Consider the following 18,789-nt stretch of genomic DNA (forward strand, 5'->3'; position numbering starts at 1 on the left):
CCGTGCGGCGGACCACGGCCGGGCGGGAGATCAGCATCCCGCTGTCGTAGATGGGACGCCGGAAAATACCGCTTTGTTCACTCCAGCGAACGGGTCGCAGAACGGATCGAGCATAATTACGTCATGGACCAGCCACCGCGGATCGGCCGGTACTCCCTGGTCCGCCGGGTGGGTGCCGGGGGTTTCGCGACCGTTTGGCTGGCTCGCGACGAGCAGCTGGACGCCGAGGTCGCGGTCAAGATCCTGTCCGAGAACTGGGTCGAGGACGAGGACGTCCGCCGCCGGTTCCTGGCCGAGGGCCGGTTCCTGCGCAAGGTCGACTCGCTGTACGTCGTCGGCGTGCACGACATCGGCGAGGCCGACGACGGCCGCCCGTTCATGGTCCTCACCTACGCCGACGGCGGCACGCTCGCGGACCGGATCAAGGCCGGCCCGCTCGAGTTCGGCGAGGCGGTCCGGATCATCACGCAGGTCGGCCGCGGCCTGAAGCACCTGCACGCGCGCGGCGTCCTGCACCGGGACGTGAAACCGGCCAACGTCCTGTTCCGCACCGATCCGAACGGCGACCGCGCGATGCTGTCCGACCTCGGGCTGGGCAAGTCGCTCGCCGAGGTCTCCCGGATCACGATGCCCGGCGGCACCCCGGCGTACGTCGCTCCCGAACAGGTGATGGGTGAACGGCTGGACCACCGCGCCGACCTGTACTCGCTCGGTGCGGTCGCGTACGCCGCCTTCACCGGCCAGGCGCCGCATGGTGTCGCGAGCCTCGGTGCGGTGATGCAGATCGAGGCGCCACCGCCCTCGATGACCACACTGCGCGAAGACGTGACGGATGCGGTCGACGTCGTCGTACGGCGTGCTCTCGAGCCGGACCGGGACAAGCGCTGGCCGGACCTCGACAGCTTCCTCAACGCACTACGCGAGGCGCATACCACGGGCAAGATCCCGGCAGGGCTGGTGCCGGCCGCAGAGATGCCCACACCGAGCCCCACGACCGCTCCGGTCGACCAGGCCACCGCTTTGGCCAGTGCGAGCCAGTCAACCGTCGGAGCGAAGCCCCACCGTCGTAGGCGGGCAGGTGTCGTCACAGCACTCGCTGCGGTGGTGCTGGCAGCAGGTGGTGGGTACGGCGGCTACCAGTACGTCTTGACCCGGCCGGTGACGGTGGAGAACCGGGGGCTGTCTGTAAAGGTCCCGCGCCAGTGGGGCGAGCAGGCGACCGCTGACATGTCGCTGGTGGTCAGCACGGACACCTCAACGTGGCGGACCAACCCGGAGACCGAAGGCGTCTACGTAGGCCTGGTGAACGCCACTCAACTGCCGACGAGTGCCTCAGCTCCGCCTGGGTGCAGCGCAGCTGACCCGGAGACGTCTGGAAATGTCGTCACCTTCAGGTACAGCTGCAACAACGTGCCAACCGTGCTGGAACAGTACAAGAAGGTGAACGACACGACTCTCCTCTGGGTCCAGGTGCGCGACGACAACGCGAAGAGTCGGCAGGCAGTAGTGGACTCGGCGAAGTACGCGCCCTAAGGCACCAGGGACGTCAGGGACGAGATGGTTGCCTTGTGCATGCGGGGGATGACGTTGAGGGTGGCGGGATCCGATGCGTACAAGTACGAGCCGGACTCGTAGACCAGGTACGCGGTGCCGTTGTACTCCGTGATGCCCTCGGTCATGCTCGGGGCGCGGAAGCAGCTCAGCGCCGCCGCGTCCAGATCCTTCTGACCGCGCTTCACCACGTAGAGGTTGCTGCGGTTCCCACGCCCGTACGACGTGCTGTAGATGAAGTGGTTGGCGGTGACCGTCAGCCCCTGCGTCTTCGTTGGGACCTCCCAGGCGCCGGCCAGCGTGGTCAACGTGCCGTCGTCCGCGATCTTGTACTCGTACATGGTCCCGCGGCCCGTCTCGTTGAACGTCCCGGAGAACAGCGAGTCCCCGTAGCTCCCGATGAACGACGACCCGGCCACGTCCCGCGCCGTACCGACCTGCGCGAGGTACGGCGTACCGGCGGCCTTCAACGCGTCGCGCAACTCCGTCAGCCGGTACTTGCGGATGCTGCTGCCCTGGCCGGCCACGAACGCCCAGCCCTTGCTCACGGTGATCCCGCCGACGTGGGACTCGGCGATCGCGACCACGCCGACCGTCGAGCCGGTGGACGGGTCGATGCCGTAGATCTGCGAGTCGGCGCCCTCGCGGTACGCCGCGATCAGGATCAGGTTCTTGCCGGAGCCGTCCCAGTTGTACCAGGTGCCGGCGCCTTGCGGGGTGTGCGTGGTGAGGTTGGGGATACTCGCGCTGTTGCTGAACCGGGCGTCGTACTTGTAGGACGCCGACGGTCCGTCGTAGAACGTCGAGCCGCCGCTGGTCGAGGTGTCACAACTGATCGCGGCCTGCGCGGGCAGAGTGCTTGTGAGGGCGGCGGCGGTGGTGAGGATGGCGGTCGAGATGGCAAGAAAGCGCATGGTGACCTCCGGAGGTTGGGCGGAAACCTACGAGATTTTCAGAGTAAATCGGCAATGAGTAACGCGCGAGGGTTCACCGGGCGTCGGCTCCGCGAACGGACGCCGTACGGTTGTCGCATGAGCGATCTGTCAGCGGCGATCGACCGCGTTCTGCCCAGCGTCCGTGCCGACCTCGAGGACCTCATCCGGATCCCGTCGGTCAGTTACGAACCGGCCCGTGCGGCCGACGTCCAGCGATCCGCGGAAGCGACCGCGGCGTTGTTCGAGGCCGAAGGCTTCACGGTGAAGATCGTCCGGGCCGGTGAGGGCGCGCCCGCGGTCATCGCGAAGAAGGCCGCGCCGGCCGGCAAGCCGACGGTGCTGCTCTACGCGCACCACGACGTCCAGCCGACCGGACCGGTCGAGCAGTGGACGTCGGACCCGTTCGAGCCGACCGAGCGCGGCGACCGGCTGTACGGGCGGGGCGCGGCCGACGACAAGGCCGGGATCGCCGCGCACCTGGCCGCCGTACGGGCCTTCGGCAACGATCTGCCGGTCGGCGTGACGGTGTTCGTCGAAGGCGAGGAGGAGATCGGCTCGCCGACCCTGCTGCAGTTGCTGGACGAGTACTCCGACGAGCTCGCCGCCGACGCGATCGTGATCGCGGACTCGGGCAACTGGGATGTCGGCCGGCCGGCGCTGACGGTATCGCTGCGCGGCCTGGTCGAAGCGTACGTCGAGGTGCGGACGCTGGATCATGCGGTCCATTCCGGTTTGTTCGGCGGCCCGATCCCGGACGCACTGTCGACGTTGTGCCGGCTGCTCGCGACGCTGCACGACGACAAGGGCGACGTTGCGGTGGACGGACTGCACGCCTCCCGGGCGGCCGATGTCGAGTACCCGGAGGACCGGCTGCGGGCCGAGTCGAGCGTGCTGGATTCCGTCCGGCTGACCGGATCGGGTTCGCTGGTCGACCGGTTGTGGACCCGGCCGGCGATCGCCGTACTGGGGATCGACGCGCCGTCCGTGGCGGAGGCGAGCAACACGCTGGTGCCGGTCGCGCGGGCCAAGGTGAGCCTGCGGGTCGCGCCGGGCGACGACGCGATCAAAGCGAGCGCGGCGCTGAAGACGCACCTCGAGAACCACGCGCCGTGGGGTGCGCAGGTCACCGTCACCGAGGGGCAGAACGGTCAGCCGTGCAGCGTCAACGCCCGCGGCGCCGGGTACGAAGCGGCCCGGTCCGCGTTCAAGACCGCGTGGGGTGTCGAGCCGATCGACATGGGGATGGGCGGGTCGATCCCGTTCATCGCGGAGTTCCAGCAGACCTTCCCGCAGGCCTCGATCCTGGTCACCGGCGTGGAAGATCCGGACACCCGCGCCCACGGCATCGACGAGGGCCTGCACCTCGCGGAGTTCACCAAGGTCTGCCTCGCCGAGGCTCTTCTGCTGCAGAACCTCGCAAACCAGTCGTGACCGGGCTTTTCGGCGACCCAGTGTTTGGCATAGGTTTCGGCGAGTGAAGATCGCAGTCGTACGGGAGACCAGACCGGCGGAGCGCCGGGTCGCGCTGGTGCCGGAACAAGTCGCGAAACTGATCGAGCTCGGTTACGAGGTCGCGGTCGAGCCGGCCGCCGGTGAACGCGCGCTGTTCTCCGACGACCAGTACCGGGATGCCGGCGCCGAAGTGGCCTGGGGCGCCGACCACGCCGCGACCATCGTGGCGTCGGTGCAGCCGCTCGAACGTGAGCGCCTGCAACGGTTGCACGCCGGTACGGCGTTGATGTCGTTCCTGCCGACGAACCCGCCAGACGTGGTCCGGACCGCAACCCGGGCCAAGCTGACCGTGTTCGCGATGGAGCTGATCCCGCGGATCTCCCGGGCCCAGTCGATGGACGCCCTGTCGTCGCAGGCACTCGTCGCCGGGTACCGGGCCGCGATCGTCGCCGCCGAACGGCTGCCGCGATTCTTCCCGCTGAACATGACCGCGGCCGGCACCGTCCCGCCGGCCCAGGTCCTCGTCCTCGGCGCCGGCGTGGCCGGTCTGCAGGCGATCGCCACCGCGAAACGCCTCGGAGCGGTGGTCAAGGCGTACGACGTACGTACTGCCGCCGCGGAGGAGATCGCGTCGATGGGCGCCGTACCGATCGAGCTCGAACTCGGCACGCTCGACGGACCCGGTGGATACGCCCGCGAGATGACCCCGGAACGCGCGCAGCTCCAGCGTGAACTGCTCACGCCGTACGTCGCCGCCGCGGACGCCCTCATCACGACAGCCGCCGTACCGGGCCGGACCGCGCCGATGCTGGTGACGCGGCAGATGGTCGAGCAGATGAAGCCTGGTTCGGTCGTGGTGGACCTGGCGTCCGAGCAGGGCGGCAACGTCGAAGGATCCGTCGCCGGGACCGAGCTGACGATCGGCGACGCACTGGTCTGGGGCGGGGCGAACGTGCCGTCGCAGATGGCCGGGCCCGCCTCGCGGCTCTACGGTCAGAACATCGCGAACCTGATCCGGTTGATGACCCGGAACGCCGCCTTCGATCCCGACTTCGACGACGAGATCGTCCGCGGCTGCTGCGTCACCCACGACGGCGCCGTACTCCACGAGCCCACCCGAGAGCTTTTGAAGGGCCAGGCATGACGGAATCCATCGCGTTGCTGACGATCTTCGTACTCGCGGCGTTCGTCGGGGTCGAGGTGATCAGCAAGGTCTCCTCGACACTGCACACCCCGCTGATGTCGGGGGCGAACGCCATTCACGGCGTCATCCTGGTCGGCGCCATCATCGTCACCGGCGCGGCCGACTCCGCGATCGTGGTGATCGTCGGGCTGCTGGCCGTCGTACTGGCGACGGTCAACATGGTCGGCGGGTTCGTGGTCACCGACCGGATGCTGGAGATGTTCAAAGGCCCGGGGGCTCGCAAGAAGGAGCTGCACAAGTGATCCCCACCTGGGCCCAGATCGGCTATCTGGTCTCCGCGGTCTGCTTCATCGTCGCGCTGAAGGCGCTGTCGTCGCCGCGGAGCGCGCGGACCGGTAACCTGATCGGCGCCGCCGGAGCTGTCCTCGCGGTGATCATCACGTTCGCGGCGTACAAACCCGACCACCTGGTGCCGATCCTGATCGCGCTGGCGATCGGCACCGTCGGCGGTGTGATCGGGTCGCGGCGGGTGCAGATGACCCAGATGCCGCAACTCGTTGCCTTGTTCAACGGTGTCGGCGGTGGCGCGGCTGCGCTGGTCGCCCTGCTCGAGGTCGGCGACGTACCCGCCGACGCGACTGTCTCGGCGATCGCCACGGCGTTCACGATCCTGGTCGGCGCGATCAGCTTCTCCGGCTCGGTGGTGACGTTCGCCAAGCTGCAGGAGCTGATGACGACCCGTCCGGTGACCTTCCCGGGTCTGCCCGTGCTCTTCGTCGCCTCGCTGCTGGGCGGCATCGCGCTCGCGGTCTGGCTCGTGTCTGATCCGCGGGTGTGGGTCGGCGTACTGCTCTGCCTCATCGGTCTCGCGATCGGCGTGATGCTGGTGCTGCCGGTGGGCGGTGCCGACGTACCGATCGTGATCTCGTTGCTGAACGCCTTCACCGGTCTCACCGTGGCCGCGGGCGGTTACGTCCTCGGGAACACGCTGCTGCTGGTCGCGGGCACGCTCGTCGGCGCCGCCGGTACGTTGCTGACCAAGCTGATGGCGGACGCGATGGGACGGTCCGTCTTCAACATCCTGTTCGGTGCGGTCCGCGGCGGATCGACGCTGGGTGCCGGTACGGCGTCCGACCGGCCGGTGATCTCGGGCGGTCCGGAGGACGTCGCGATCCTGCTCGGGTACGCGAACAAGGTCATCGTCGTGCCCGGGTACGGTCTCGCCGTCGCGCAGGCGCAGCACACGCTCCGCGACCTCGTCGAGGAACTGCAGAGCCGCGGGGTCAAGGTCGACTACGCCATCCACCCCGTCGCCGGCCGCATGCCCGGCCACATGAACGTGCTGCTCGCCGAGGCCCAGGTCCCGTACGAGCAGCTGCGCGAGATGGACGACATCAACGGCGACTTCAAGACGACGGACGTCGTCCTGGTCGTCGGCGCCAACGACGTGGTCAACCCGGCCGCCCGCAACACGCCGTCGGCCCCCATCTACGGCATGCCGATCCTGAACGCCGACGAGGCCCAGCGAGTCATCTTCCTCAAACGCTCCATGCGCCCCGGCTTCGCAGGCATCGAGAACGAACTCCTCTACGACCCCCGAACCACGCTCCTGTTCGGCGACGCCCGAGACTCCCTCACCAAACTCCTCGCGGCCCTGAAAACGGTCTAGCCCCGCACCAATTGCAACGGCCGTCGGCACCCGCTGAAGCGGCGTGCCGACGGCCGCACTGTTTTCCGGTAACTATTCAGCACCTGGTGGCAGAAAGTTTCCGCAAAGCGGCCCCGGAAGCAGGTGGCCGCCCCCGGCCAACGACCTCCCCCGGCCAACGACCTCCCCCGGCCAGTGCCGACCGTTGCCCGCGCAGCGTGCGCTCTGTTTGACTCTCGTACCGAGAGGCCGGGCGGCGCACCCATTCCTCTCGCCCTTCCCGCCCCACAGAGGAGAACACTGTGCCCTGCCTTGCCAAGCCCCTTTCCCGCTCCTGGGACTGGGGCTAATCCACCCACCCCCGCTGCGCCGCCCGAACCCCCAGTTCAAACCGCCCCGAAGCCCCCACCTGCTCACTGAGCTTCGCCGCCATCCTCCGAACAGTCCGCATAGAAACCCCAAGCTTCCTAGCCACCTGCTCGTCGGTTGCTCCCTGGACAAGGAACCGCAGGAACTCAGACTCCTGGCTACTGATCCCGCCCTCTCTGGCCCGCTGTTGATCCTCGAAGGGGTTCACGCCGCGCGTCCAGTAGCTGAGGAACAGCTCCCGCGCCATCCGTACGACGGCCCGACTGTGATGCACGACAGCCCCAACGGAGCTGTCGTCCGGGTCGATCCCCAGTACAGCTGCGTCGCCATCGAATATGACAAGTCTGAAAGGTGTCGAGGGTGTGACACGAACCTTTCCGCCAAGCTCGAAGAGCAGCTGTGCGAGGTCGCGCCCGCCTGGTTTCCTGAGCAACGTCTCCGGATAGACATATCGAATCTCGACACCGCGCTCAAGGGTCGGACGATCAGGATGATTGTCCGGGTCCATTGCCGTTGACGACTCGGCGCTGAGCAGTCCCCATATAGTTTCTCTCGGCTGGAACAGCTGCATTCGCTGATTGGCCCGCTCGCGGCCCTCCAGGATTTCGACATCCCGGGTCGACTTCTGCACGACGAAATTCGCGTAGTCCGAGATGAATTTCCCGGCCATGTCTTGGTCGGCCCGGAGAGCTTGCGCCAAGCCGTCGATCTCTTGTTGTCGGCGACCGCTCATGCGTTCGAACGCGATGGCTGGATCCACGGCATATTCCCAGCCTTCGATCCAGCCCGGCACGAGAAGGTCCAACTCGCGCAGCGTTTCCAGTGCGCGTTCAGCATCGGCGGAGCTCAGGTTGAGCCGATCGGCAAGGTCCTGCCGACGTGCACTCTGAGTCAGGTCCGGTTCCTGCAGCAGCGCGCGGTAGACCGCGAGCAGTTCGTCCGTGAGTCCGAGCGAACCGAACAACGTCGTCAGACCCAGCCGCGCTTTGCAGCAGCCACGCCGAGTTCGAAGCGGCTCGCGGCGTCGAGGCGTTCGGAGAGGTTGGCGGTGATGCGGCGGGCCGTGCGGAGGGAGATGCCTAGGAGGCGAGCTACCTGCTCGTCCTTAGCTCCGCCGGCGAGCAGACGCAGTACCTCAGCCTCGTGAGGTGTGAGCGGCGTCTCGTCGTCGCGGTCGCCGGGTTCGAACATCTCGGATGCTCGGGACCAATAGGCGTCGAACAACGCCAAGGCCACGGAGACGACGGCAGGTGTGCGGTGGATCACCGCACCGGCGGTCGGATTCTCGGGGTCCATCGGCATGACCGCGATCTCCTGGTCGAAGACGAGAAGTCGCATGGGCAGCGTCGGTGTCACCCGGACCTCGCCGCCGAGCCGGTGCATCGTCGAGACGTACTCCAGCGCCTGTTTCGAAGCAGTCATGCTCTGGAGGTAGAGGGTTCGCAGCTTGATTCCGCGCTCGAGCAGCTCGAAGTCGGGCGACTTGAGGGATTGCGGGATCGATTCGTCGAAGTGCGCCGGCACCAGACCCCAGAAGGTGTCCTTTGCCTTCAGCGCGAGCTCCTCGATCCGGCGAGATGCGTTTGCGCGGCCCTTGAGCACCTCGACATCCCCACTGCTCCGGGATGTCAGCAGTTCGTTGTACTGCTCGGCGATCACCTCGGCGGAGGCTTCGGCTTCTTTCAGCTCGCCGAGTGCCTTGTTCAACTCGGTCCTGCGCCGTTCGGCCAGGCCGGTCAGCCCGACACGGGGGTGAACCGCGTGCTCACCTTCCGGGTTCGTCCAGGTCGGGACCAGGAGCTCGAGGCTTCGGAGCGTGGCCATGCGTTCCAGGACGTCGTTCGTTGAGTGATCCAGTAGCGCGGCAATCTGCTCGGGCGTACTGTCTGGGTGGCTGAGAAGGGCGTGATAGACCGCGAAAGTGGCTTCGTCCACCCCCAGCGGCTCCAGCACGATCTTTCTCCTCCAGAAACTTGTCGGAACCGACCATATACAGAGTGCGTCGACAATGAGCACCCAATGGCGGTTCGGATTCTTTCTGAAGGGACGATACGTGATCAGGAAGCTGCTGACAGTAGTTTGTTTTGGCGCACTTGTGATGACTGCCGCGCCGTTGACCGCGTCTGCCACCGGCGCCAGCCCGGCTTGCAACGTGCTCGCTGTCTGCTGGTAGACGCTGGTCGGTCGCCGTCGTCGCGTCCCGTAGACTGCTGGTGTGGCTCGTGGCGATGGTCGGCTTACTCATGAACTCGACCCGCAGGATCTGGGTCCGCAGGACGCTTGTGGCGTCTTCGGGGTCTGGGCGCCGGGGGAAGAGGTTGCCAAACTCACCTACTTTGGGCTCTATGCCTTGCAGCACCGGGGGCAGGAGTCGGCCGGGATCGCGGTCAGTAACGGGAGCCAGATTCTCGTTTACAAGGACATGGGGCTGGTCAGCCAGGCTTTCGACGAGGCGACCCTCGCGAGCCTGCGAGGACATATCGCGATCGGCCACTGCCGGTACTCGACGACCGGGTCCAGTGTCTGGGCCAACGCGCAACCGACGTTCCGGTCTACCGCGACCGGGTCGATCGCGCTCGGTCACAACGGCAACCTGACCAACACCAGTGAGCTTGCGGCCAGCCTGAACGGCGAAGGTGATCTCGATCTCGGCCTCGACGCCGACGTCGACCACGCGAAGGCGAACGCCAAGCACGGTGCGTCGAGTGACACCGACATCCTCACCTCGATGCTCGCCGGGTACCCGGACCTCACCATCGAGCAGGCGGCCGCGAAGATCCTCCCGAAGGTCAAGGGCGCGTTCAGCCTGGTCTTCATGGACGAGAACACGCTGTACGGCGCCCGCGACCCGCAGGGCATCCGCCCGCTGGTGCTCGGCCGGCTGGAGCGCGGCTGGGTGATCGCCAGCGAGACCGCCGCCCTGGACATCGTCGGCGCGAGCTTCATCCGCGAGGTCGAGCCGGGGGAGATCGTCGCGATCGACGCCGAAGGTCTCCGCTCGACCAAGTTCGCCGAGCCGGACCCGAAGGGCTGCCTGTTCGAGTTCGTCTACCTGGCCCGCCCGGACACCCAGATCTCCGGCCAGCGGATCCACTCGACGAGGGTCGAGATCGGCCGCCGGCTGGCGCGCGAGCACCCCGCCGACGCCGACCTCGTGATCGCCACGCCGGAGTCCGGCGTACCGGGCGCGATCGGGTACGCCGAAGAGTCCGGCATCCCGTACGGGGCGGGCCTGGTCAAGAACGCGTACGTCGGCCGCACGTTCATCCAGCCGAGTCAGACGATCCGCCAGCTCGGTATCCGCCTGAAGCTGAACCCGCTGCGCGAGGTGATCGAGGGCAAGCGCCTGGTTGTGGTGGACGACACGATCGTCCGCGGCAACACCCAGCGCGCCGTCATCCGGATGCTCCGCGAGGCCGGTGCGAAGGAGATCCACGTCCGGATCACCGCGCCGCCGGTCAAGTGGCCGTGCTTCTACGGCATCGACTTCGCCAGCCGCGCCGAGCTGATCGCGAACGGCCTGAACACCGAGGAGATCTGCCGCTCGCTCGGCGCCGACTCGCTCGGCTACATCAGCCTGGATGTCCTGGTCGAAGCCACCACCGTGCCGAAGGAGCGACTCTGCCGGGCCTGCTTCGACGGGGTCTACCCGGTCGCGCTGCCGGACCCGGAGCACCTCGGCAAGCACCTGCTCGAGCTGCCGGTGGCCACCGATGTCGACGGCCTGGCCACGGTCTCCGGTGGCGCCGGTGCCGCCGACGCGCTCAGCCGCCCGTAGTACTTCTAGGGAGAACAGAACGTGAGTCAAGGCGCGAGTTACGCCGCTGCCGGGGTCGACATCGAGGCCGGTGACCGGGCCGTCGAGCTGATGAAGGAGTGGGTGGCGAAGGCGACCCGCCCCGAGGTGGTCGGCGGGCTCGGCGGATTCGCCGGGTTGTTCGACGCGACCGCGCTGACGTCGTACCGGCGGCCGCTGCTGGCGACGTCGACGGACGGGATCGGGACCAAGGTCGCGATCGCGCAGCAGCTGGACAAGCACGACACGATCGGGTTCGACCTGGTCGGGATGGTCGTCGACGACCTGGTGGTGTGCGGCGCGGAGCCGTTGTTCATGACCGACTACATCTGCACCGGCAAGGTGGTGCCGGAGACGATCGCGCAGATCGTGAAGGGCATCGCGGAGGCGTGTGTCGAGGCCGGTACGGCGCTCGTCGGCGGCGAGACCGCGGAGCACCCGGGGCTGCTGGAGCCGGACGAGTACGACGTGGCGGGTGCGGCGACCGGTGTGGTCGAGGCGGACGAGGTGCTCGGCGCGGAGCGGGTGCGCGAAGGGGACGTCGTACTGGCGATGGCGTCGTCGGGACTGCACTCGAACGGGTACAGCTTGGTGCGGCACGTGTTCTTCGACCGCGCGAAGTGGCAGCTGGACCGGGTGGTTCCCGAGCTGGGTACGACGCTCGGTGAGGTGCTGCTGACGCCGACGCGCGTGTACGCCAAGCACTGCCTGGAGCTGATCCAGGAGCTCAACGGCGACGACGAGAAGCCGCTGCACGCGATGTCGCACATCACCGGCGGCGGGTTCGCCGCGAACCTGGCGCGGGTGATCCCGGACGAGCTGTCCGTGCGGATCGACCGCTCGACGTGGACGCCGGCGCCGATCTTCGGGCTCGTCGGACTCCTCGGCGACGTCGCGCTGCCCGAGCTCGAGAAGACCCTGAACATGGGCGCCGGCATGGTCGCCGTACTGGACCCGTCGTCGGCAGACGCCGCGATCCAGGCGCTGGCGGCCCGCGACATCCCCGCCTGGGTGTGCGGCGAAGTCACCGCAACCCCGAGCGGCACGGTCACCCTCGAAGGCACCTACGCCAAGTAGGTCAGCTCACCACCTGCGAGCGGTTCCGCAGCCCAGCCGTCCGACGCCTCGGGCGGCTGGATCGCTGATCCCGTCACAGGTGGTGCTGGTGTGATGGAACACGTCGGCACACGGTGAACTGCCCGTCACCCCGAGGGGCACCGAGCAGCTCAGCCGGGCTGATGTTGCTTACCGACGGGGGTGGTAGTCGTCGGCGTCGTCACCGTCGCCGTCGTTGTCACCATTTGCAGAACGGTCGCCACCCTGGTCACCGGACAGCTCTCGCTTGAGCTGGTCCAAGTCGGTGTCCCAGGTGCGGTACTTCAGGTCGCGTGCGACCTTCGTCTGCTTGGCCTTTGCACGGCCGCGCCCCATAGCGTCGACCCCCTCGCACAAGTCAACCGGGTACGCTGCGTGGCGCCCACGGATCAGTCGTCAGTAATCGTGGTTCAAGGATACCCGGAGCAGCGGATCGACACACGCACCGCCCCCTGGCCGAAGCCCGGAGAGGTCCGATCACCGCGTCGGCGGGGCGGGCCGGTCCCCTCAAACCAGCCCGCCCCGCCGCCTCCGCCCCCGTTACTTGACCTCGCGACGTGAGCTTGCCCACAGTCCGAGGACGGTCGGAAGAACGATCCAGACCCCCACCGAGACGAGCGTCTCGGGCACCATCCCGTGCAGATCACGCTCCGCGATCCGGCCGAGCGCGCCGAACACGTCCAGCCAGTTCGCGTTGTCCTTGAACAGCGCCGGCCCGGCCAGCGCCCAGGCGGTCGGCGCGATGAAGAACGCCAGGAGCGCGACCGCGGTCTGCGGGATGACGGCACCGAACGCGGCGCCCATCACGACGTTCAGCGCCACGGTCAGGTAGGCCCCGGCGAGCTGCCCACCGAGTCCGGCGTACGACGCCGCGTGGTCGGTGATCCCACCCGCGAGCGCGGTGCTGGCGAGCGCCAGCGCGACGACGACGGTCATCACGACCACGCTCAGCACGACCGCCGAGACGAACTTGGCCAGCTGCACCCGGACCCGGCGCGGCGACAGCGTGAACGTGGTCAGCGCGGTCCGCTGGGTCCACTCCGACGTCATCGCCATGATGCCGATCACCGGCAGCAACAGCATCGCGCCGGTGGATGCGGCGCCGAGGAACCCGTCGAAACCGGCGGCGCCCTTCGGCAGGTGAGTCATCTGCCAGGTCAACGCGGCGATCGCGAGCACCACGATCGCGGCGATCAGAACCCGGCCGCTGCGGGTGTTGACGGACTTGCGGAGCTCGATGGTGACGAGCTTCAGGAAGGACTGACCGCGCGCGGGCGGCAGGCTGGTCGCCACCTCGCTGCGGTGCTTGGCGGTTGTCGCAGGTGCGACGTCGGTCACGGTGGTCATGAAGGTCTCCAGGAAGATTCGGGGTGATCAGGCGGCAGCGGCGACGGGCTGTGACGGTTGGGCGGTCAGCTGGAAGAACAGGTCCTCCAGGCCGGCGCCGTCGCTCTGGCGGAGTTCGAGAAGGATCTGACCGGCAGCTGCGGCGGCCCGCCCGACCTGCTCGGCGGTGGCGTCGACGCGGAGCGCGCCGTCGTGCAGCGGCTCGAGGTTCAGGCCGGCCGCGGTCAGGGCTTCGTTCAGGCCGATCGGGTCGAGGCCGCGGACGAGCGTGCCGGAACCGGCCAGCAGCTCCTCCAGCGAGCCGTTGGCGACGATCCGGCCGCCGCCGATGACGACCAGCCGGTCGACGGTCGCCTGCACCTCGCCCAGCAGGTGGCTGGACAGGATCACCGTGCCGCCGCGGGACGCGAAGTCCTGCAGCAGTCCGCGCATCCAGCGGATGCCTTCCGGGTCCATCCCGTTCGCGGGCTCGTCGAGGATCAGTACGGCAGGATCGCCGAGCAGCGCGCTGGCGATACCGAGCCGCTGCCGCATACCGAGCGAGTACTGACCGACGCGGCGCTTCGCGGCGTGGCCGAGTCCGACCGCCTCGAGCATCTCGTCGGCGCGCGCCTTCGGCACACCGAGCAGGCTCGCGTTCAGCAGCAGCGTCTCGCGGCCGGTGCGGCCCGGGTGCTGCGCGGCGGCGTCCAGCATGACCCCGACGACACGGCCCGGGTTCGGCAGGTCGGCGTACCGCTTGCCGGTGATGGTGGCGGTGCCGGAGGTCGGCGGCGTCAGCCCGGTGAGCATCCGCAGCGTGGTGGACTTGCCGGCGCCGTTCGGGCCGAGGAAGCCGGTGATGCTGCCGGGCTGAACGGTGAACGACACGTCCTGGACAGCCGTGGTGCTGCCGTAGCGCTTGGTCAGGTTCTCGACGGTGATCATGACATCGAGTCAACCGTCACCGACCCCGGTCGCACATCGGACGAGCGGCTGCCGTGACCCCCTACGAAAGTCGCCCGATCGGCTCGGGAACCCACCCGGAAGGGGGACGTGATCGCGTCGACGGTCGAACTACAGTGACGGAATGCGACGGTTGCGGAGGTGGTACGCCTGGTGGGTCAGGCATGCCCCGCGCTTGCGCGACTTCCTCTACGTCGCCTTCAGCCTGCTGACGATCGTCCTGCAGGCTGCGTCCGGCCCCGGCTGGAACCCCAAGGACTGGTACGTGCTGGGCGCCGGCGTCGTCGCCTCGGTCGCACTGCTCTGGCGTCGGCGGTTCCCGGTGACGGTGACCGCGATCGCCGTCGTCGCGATGCTGACCGGGGGCCTCTTCGTCCCGATGGGACTCGCCCTGCTGACGCTGTCGATCCGCCGCAGGGACCTCGCCCTCGTCGTCCTGAGCCTGGCCGCGTACGCCGCCTACCTCGCGAACACCGTGAGCAGCGGCGGCGCGTTCTGGGTCACGGTGTTCACGGCCCCGTTCCTGGTCGGGACCTGGGTCGCGATCGGTGCGTACATCGGGGCGCGGCGCGACCTGATGGCGTCGCTGCGGGACCGCGCCGAGCGTGCCGAGGCCGAACGCGAACTGCGCAGCGAGCAGGCCCGCCTGGGCGAGCGTGCCCGGATCGCGCAGGAGATGCACGACGTCCTCGCGCACAAGGTCTCGCTGATCGCGTTGCACGCGGGCGGTCTCGAGGTGAACCCGTCCGTCGGCCCGGACAAGGTCGAGGGCTCGGCCAAGTTGATCCGGGAGACCGCGCGGCAGGCGATGGAGGATCTCCGCGAGGTCCTCGGCGTACTGCGGTCCGACATCAGCGTCGACGGCGCGGACCTGACACCCGTCCCGAAGGCCTCGGACCTGGAGAGGCTCATCATGGCCTCGCGCGACGCCGGCGTGGCCGTGGGGTACGACGTCTCGCTGCCGGACGACGTACCGGTGTCTGTTGGGCGGACTGTTTATCGCCTGGTGCAGGAGTCGCTGACCAATGTGCACAAGCATGCGCGGGGCGCCGCGACCGACGTACAGGTCCATGGCGCACGGGGTGAAGGCGTGACGGTCAGGGTGACGAACGTCCGGCCGGTGGCGGCTGGTTCACTGCTGCCTGGTGCCGGTGCCGGCCTGGTCGGTCTGCGGGAGCGGGTGCAGTTGGTCGGCGGCCGGCTCTGGACCGGGCCGACGACGGAGGGCGGCTGGCGGGTGGAAGCCTGGCTGCCCTGGACCGACGGCCGCGAGCAGGTATCGGACCAGGTCGAGGCCCTGCACGGAGAAGCGGCGCTGCGCGGAGACGCGGTATCGCACGGAGACGAAGGAGAGCGATGACGCGGCTGCTGATCGTGGACGACGAGGCGCTGGTGCGGGCCGGGCTGAAGATGATCCTCGAGTCCGACGAGGAGCTCGAGGTCGTCGCCGAGGCCGACGACGGCGCGGACGCAGCGCGGATGGTGAAGGAGCACCGGCCGGACGTCGTCCTGATGGACATCCGGATGCCGCGGCTGGACGGGCTGGCCGCCACCCGGGAGGTGCAGGCGCTGCCGGATCCGCCGAAGATCGTCGTACTGACGACGTTCGACCTCGACGACTACGTGTTCCGGGCGTTGCAGGCCGGGGCCAGCGGGTTCCTGCTCAAGGACACGCCGCCGCGGGAGCTGGTGCAGGCGATCAAGGTGGTGGCGGCCGGGGACGCGATGCTGTCGCCGGCGGTGACCCGGCGGCTGATCGGGCACTTCGCCGGGGATCCACGCGCCGACCGGAAGCGGGCCGCGCAGGTGCGGATCAACAAGCTGACCGAGCGCGAGCGGGAGGTGCTGGTCGCGGTCGGCCGCGGCCTGCAGAACGCCGACATCGGCCGAAAGCTCTTCATGAGCGAGGCCACGGTCAAGGCCCACGTCTCCCGAGCCCTGGTGAAGCTGGACGCGACCAACCGCGTCCAGGTAGCGATCCTGGCCTACGAGGCCGGCCTCCTCGACGACTGAACCAGTTGCACGGCAAAAGGAAACCGGCCCGATCCGTCGGAGGGGTGGGGGCGACGGTTCGGGCCGGTTTCGGAAGTCAGCGTTCCTGGGGGGATAGGACGCTGACGACCGGCGGCGTCCAATGGGGGGAAAGGACGCCGGCCGGTCAGGACTCAGACGCGGCCGAAGGCCACGCTGCTGGTCCAGATCTTCGCCTTCGCGACCGGGCGACCCGGCCTCGAGGAGTGCCACAGCATGTTGCCGCCGGCGTAGATGCCGACGTGGTACACACCGCCGCCACCGTTGCGGAAGAACACGAGGTCGCCCGGCTTGGCGGCCTTGCGGCTGATGTGCTTGGTCGCGCTGTACTGCGCGCGCGACGTACGCGGCAGCTTCTTGCCGGCCTTCTTGTACACGTAGCCGGTGTAGCCGGAGCAGTCGAAACCGCGGGTCGTCGTGCCGCCGTAGCGGTACGGCGTGCCCTTGAGCTTGGCCGCCTCGCGGAGCACCTTGGCGCGGAACGTGGTAGTGCCGCTGCTGGCGCCGTACTTGCCGTAGAGCACCTTGTGCTTGGCGGCCCAGGTCAGCCGGCCCCAGGTCTTCTTGTCCATGTAGCCGGTGGCCTTCAGACCCCAGGAGGTCTGGAACTTCTTCAGCACCCGCACGGTGCTGCTGCCGAAGTAGCCGTCCGGACCCAGGTGCAGGGCCTTCTGGACGTACTTCACGGTCGGGCCGCGGTCGCGGAACCGGAGCAGCGGCTTGCTCGGGATGCTCCAGTACCCACGCGGCGTCGTCGTCGCAGTGGCGGAGGTGGTCGCCGCGGAGGCAGCAGGGGTGGTGGTGACGGTGAGGGCCGCTCCACCGCCCACCGCGAGGCCGACCGTCAGGACGGCGGCGGCGGCCCGGGGAGTCCCCGGACGGCTGGTGGACCTACGGTGCTTCGCCAGTGTCCGGCCGGTAGGCCGGTTCGTACTGGACTCAGCGGTCTGGCTGACGGCGCGCAGAAGCGACGTCCGTCGGGCAGTGACGGGCATGGTTGTCTCCCGACGCCTGTGAAGTTAGCTGTCGGGTTCGGGCTGGGATTCATAGCCCGGTCCGCTCCCGCGGACTTCACCCCAGGGTCTCGGCCACTCACGGTCGAGACCCAACTTCATGGGTCCCCCACCCCTGCCATGTCATTCGAGGGGAGCACATGGGCCCTGGCAGGGCTCGGCGTTGACCCGTGTGCAGTTCGTGTTGTTTACCGAACCGCCGACGACTGTATAACAGAACGATCACGACGCAAACCCTCAGATCCACAGAGTCGCTCCCAAAAGCCCCTGAGGGGGCACCTGACGGGTCAGCGAGCCATGGTGAACACCAGGTGTCCTGAGCGCGTCTGAGCGGGGCTGAGGCGGTAAATGAGAGCTTCGATGTGGCCTCGGTCACATTCCATGGTGGCTTTCTGTGACAACGCGCACAGAGGGTGGTCAGGGCACCCTAAAGTTCTTGCGTTTTCAGCTATTTCCAAGCGGCTCGTGGAAGCGCTCCAGCCCCACGTTCCCGCCTGACAGCACCACTCCGACGCGCTCCGGAACCCCGTGGATCCGTCCGGCCAGCAACGCGGCCAGCGCGCTCGCCCCGCTCGGCTCCAGCACGATCTTCAGCCGCTCGAACGCGAAGGCCATCGCGTCCAGGATCTCCGCGTCGCTGACCAGCTCGAACGACTCCACCAGCCGCTGGTTCACCGCGAAGGTGAGCTCGCCCGGCGTCGAGATCGCCTGCCCGTCCGCGATCGTCCGCGGGATGGCGATCTCCACCCGCTCGCCCGCCGCCAGCGACCGGGCGTGGTCGTCACCCGCGGCCGGCTCGACGCCGATCATCCGGATCCCGGGCGACATCATGGTCGCCGCGGTCGCGCAACCGGCCATCAGCCCGCCGCCGCCGACCGGGACGAGCAGTGCGCCGAGGTGCCCGACCTCCTCGATCAACTCGAGCGCCACCGTCCCCTGCCCGGCCATCACGTCGTAGTGGTCGTACGGCGGAATCAACGTCCGCCCGCGCTCGGTGGCCAACTCCTGAGCCAGCGCGGTCCGGTCCTGCGTGTAGCGGTCGTACGTCACCACCTCAGCGCCGTACCCACGGGTCGCGGCCAGCTTCGTCGGAGGCGAGTCCTCCGGCATCAGGTTCACCGCCGTCGTCCCAGCGAGTCGTGCCGCCAGCGCGACGGCCTGCGCGTGATTTCCCGACGAGTACGCCGCCACGCCGGCCGCGAGCTGCTCCGGGGTGAGACGGCTGATCGCGTTGTACGCCCCGCGGAACTTGAAGGCGCCGATCCGCTGGAAGTTCTCCGCCTTGAGGAACACCTGCGCCCCGACGCGCTCGTCGAGCGTCCGCGACGTGAGGACCGGCGTACGGTGTGCGACACCCTTCAGGCGCTCTGCGGCGGCCTGGACATCTGTGAGACTCAGCACGATCTGACGTTATCCGTGAGCGATGTCAAAGTGCGGCGGCTCGCTCCGTACTGATGGATGAG

Annotated in this window: 17 protein-coding genes and 1 riboswitch; of the genes, 9 read left to right on the forward strand and 8 right to left on the reverse strand. The window is 68.3% G+C overall.

All coding sequences use genetic code 11. The annotated features are described in order from the left end of the window. The first annotated feature begins 123 nt into the window (after nucleotides 1–123). Nucleotides 124–1,533 carry a serine/threonine-protein kinase gene (locus tag ACLJOO_RS21655; protein ID WP_410789064.1) on the forward strand — a complete coding sequence of 470 codons (1,410 nt, stop codon included), beginning with the start codon at nucleotides 124–126 and terminating at the stop codon, nucleotides 1,531–1,533. Here the strand turns inward: ACLJOO_RS21655 and ACLJOO_RS21660 are convergent. Continuing rightward, the gene (locus ACLJOO_RS21660) at nucleotides 1,530–2,465 is read right to left on the reverse strand and encodes a hypothetical protein (RefSeq protein WP_410789066.1); all 936 of its coding nucleotides are present in this window, start codon (nucleotides 2,463–2,465) and stop codon (nucleotides 1,530–1,532) included. The two genes, ACLJOO_RS21655 and ACLJOO_RS21660, sit on opposite strands and share 4 nt — an antisense overlap. 117 nt (nucleotides 2,466–2,582) lie before the next feature. Between ACLJOO_RS21660 and ACLJOO_RS21665 the strand changes: the two genes are divergently transcribed. From ACLJOO_RS21665 to ACLJOO_RS21680, 4 genes are read left to right on the forward strand one after another with little or no spacing between them, the layout of a single operon-like run. After that, nucleotides 2,583–3,917, forward strand: a complete 1,335-nt coding sequence (locus ACLJOO_RS21665; RefSeq protein WP_410789067.1) for a dipeptidase — start codon at nucleotides 2,583–2,585, stop codon at nucleotides 3,915–3,917. A gap of 43 nt (nucleotides 3,918–3,960) precedes the next feature. After that, nucleotides 3,961–5,082 (forward strand): NAD(P) transhydrogenase subunit alpha, encoded by a 1,122-nt coding sequence (locus ACLJOO_RS21670; RefSeq protein WP_131293104.1) that lies wholly within the window; start codon nucleotides 3,961–3,963, stop codon nucleotides 5,080–5,082. Next, nucleotides 5,079–5,384 (forward strand): NAD(P) transhydrogenase subunit alpha, encoded by a 306-nt coding sequence (locus ACLJOO_RS21675; protein WP_131293106.1) that lies wholly within the window; start codon nucleotides 5,079–5,081, stop codon nucleotides 5,382–5,384. The genes ACLJOO_RS21670 and ACLJOO_RS21675 overlap by 4 nt, the downstream gene beginning before the upstream one ends. Next, entirely contained in the window at nucleotides 5,381–6,751 is a 1,371-nt protein-coding gene (locus ACLJOO_RS21680; protein WP_410789068.1) for an NAD(P)(+) transhydrogenase (Re/Si-specific) subunit beta, read from the forward strand. The genes ACLJOO_RS21675 and ACLJOO_RS21680 overlap by 4 nt, the downstream gene beginning before the upstream one ends. A gap of 325 nt (nucleotides 6,752–7,076) precedes the next feature. Here ACLJOO_RS21680 and ACLJOO_RS21685 read toward each other — a convergent pair whose 3' ends face one another. Together ACLJOO_RS21685 and ACLJOO_RS21690 are read right to left on the reverse strand one after the other, a co-directional pair. Beyond that, on the reverse strand, nucleotides 7,077–8,063 hold the full coding sequence (locus ACLJOO_RS21685) for a LuxR C-terminal-related transcriptional regulator (protein WP_410789069.1): 987 nt from the start codon (nucleotides 8,061–8,063) through the stop codon (nucleotides 7,077–7,079). A 5-nt stretch (nucleotides 8,064–8,068) separates the two neighbouring features. After that, nucleotides 8,069–9,229, reverse strand: a complete 1,161-nt coding sequence (locus tag ACLJOO_RS21690) for a helix-turn-helix transcriptional regulator (protein WP_410789070.1) — start codon at nucleotides 9,227–9,229, stop codon at nucleotides 8,069–8,071. A gap of 85 nt (nucleotides 9,230–9,314) precedes the next feature. Between ACLJOO_RS21690 and purF the strand changes: the two genes are divergently transcribed. Both purF and purM read left to right on the forward strand, forming a co-directional pair. Beyond that, nucleotides 9,315–10,877, forward strand: coding sequence for an amidophosphoribosyltransferase (purF, locus tag ACLJOO_RS21695; protein WP_133787636.1), 1,563 nt, complete (start codon nucleotides 9,315–9,317; stop codon nucleotides 10,875–10,877). 21 nt (nucleotides 10,878–10,898) lie between these two features. Then, the gene (gene purM, locus ACLJOO_RS21700) at nucleotides 10,899–11,972 is read left to right on the forward strand and encodes a phosphoribosylformylglycinamidine cyclo-ligase (protein WP_410789072.1); all 1,074 of its coding nucleotides are present in this window, start codon (nucleotides 10,899–10,901) and stop codon (nucleotides 11,970–11,972) included. Nucleotides 11,973–12,140: 168 nt separating this feature from the next. Here the strand turns inward: purM and ACLJOO_RS21705 are convergent, their stop codons facing one another. From ACLJOO_RS21705 to ACLJOO_RS21715, 3 genes are all read right to left on the reverse strand, one after another. Further along, complete coding sequence (locus ACLJOO_RS21705) at nucleotides 12,141–12,326, reverse strand: DUF3073 domain-containing protein (protein WP_131293116.1); 186 nt, start codon at nucleotides 12,324–12,326, stop codon at nucleotides 12,141–12,143. 204 nt (nucleotides 12,327–12,530) lie between these two features. Next, nucleotides 12,531–13,337: an ABC transporter permease gene (locus ACLJOO_RS21710; RefSeq protein WP_410789073.1), complete on the reverse strand. Its 807-nt coding sequence runs from the start codon at nucleotides 13,335–13,337 to the stop codon at nucleotides 12,531–12,533. 27 nt (nucleotides 13,338–13,364) lie between these two features. Beyond that, complete coding sequence (locus ACLJOO_RS21715; RefSeq protein WP_410789074.1) at nucleotides 13,365–14,264, reverse strand: ABC transporter ATP-binding protein; 900 nt, start codon at nucleotides 14,262–14,264, stop codon at nucleotides 13,365–13,367. Nucleotides 14,265–14,406: 142 nt separating this feature from the next. Between ACLJOO_RS21715 and ACLJOO_RS21720 the strand changes: the two genes are divergently transcribed. Together ACLJOO_RS21720 and ACLJOO_RS21725 are read left to right on the forward strand one after the other, a co-directional pair. Next, nucleotides 14,407–15,642, forward strand: a complete 1,236-nt coding sequence (locus ACLJOO_RS21720) for a sensor histidine kinase (protein ID WP_410789075.1) — start codon at nucleotides 14,407–14,409, stop codon at nucleotides 15,640–15,642. After that, the gene (locus ACLJOO_RS21725) at nucleotides 15,639–16,295 is read left to right on the forward strand and encodes a response regulator (RefSeq protein ID WP_410789076.1); all 657 of its coding nucleotides are present in this window, start codon (nucleotides 15,639–15,641) and stop codon (nucleotides 16,293–16,295) included. Before ACLJOO_RS21720 ends, ACLJOO_RS21725 begins: the two co-directional genes overlap by 4 nt. 152 nt (nucleotides 16,296–16,447) lie before the next feature. On the opposite strand, the gene ACLJOO_RS21730 is transcribed toward ACLJOO_RS21725, so the two are convergent. Further along, complete coding sequence (locus ACLJOO_RS21730; RefSeq protein WP_410789077.1) at nucleotides 16,448–17,308, reverse strand: C40 family peptidase; 861 nt, start codon at nucleotides 17,306–17,308, stop codon at nucleotides 16,448–16,450. Continuing rightward, nucleotides 17,308–17,499: riboswitch (cyclic di-AMP (ydaO/yuaA leader) on the reverse strand. It overlaps the preceding gene by 1 nt. Before the next feature lie 271 nt (nucleotides 17,500–17,770). Continuing rightward, nucleotides 17,771–18,727: a pyridoxal-phosphate dependent enzyme gene (locus tag ACLJOO_RS21735; protein WP_410789078.1), complete on the reverse strand. Its 957-nt coding sequence runs from the start codon at nucleotides 18,725–18,727 to the stop codon at nucleotides 17,771–17,773. Nucleotides 18,728–18,789 lie beyond the last annotated feature (62 nt).

This window comes from Kribbella sp. C-35 (assembly GCF_046549195.1).
Classification (GTDB): domain Bacteria; phylum Actinomycetota; class Actinomycetes; order Propionibacteriales; family Kribbellaceae; genus Kribbella.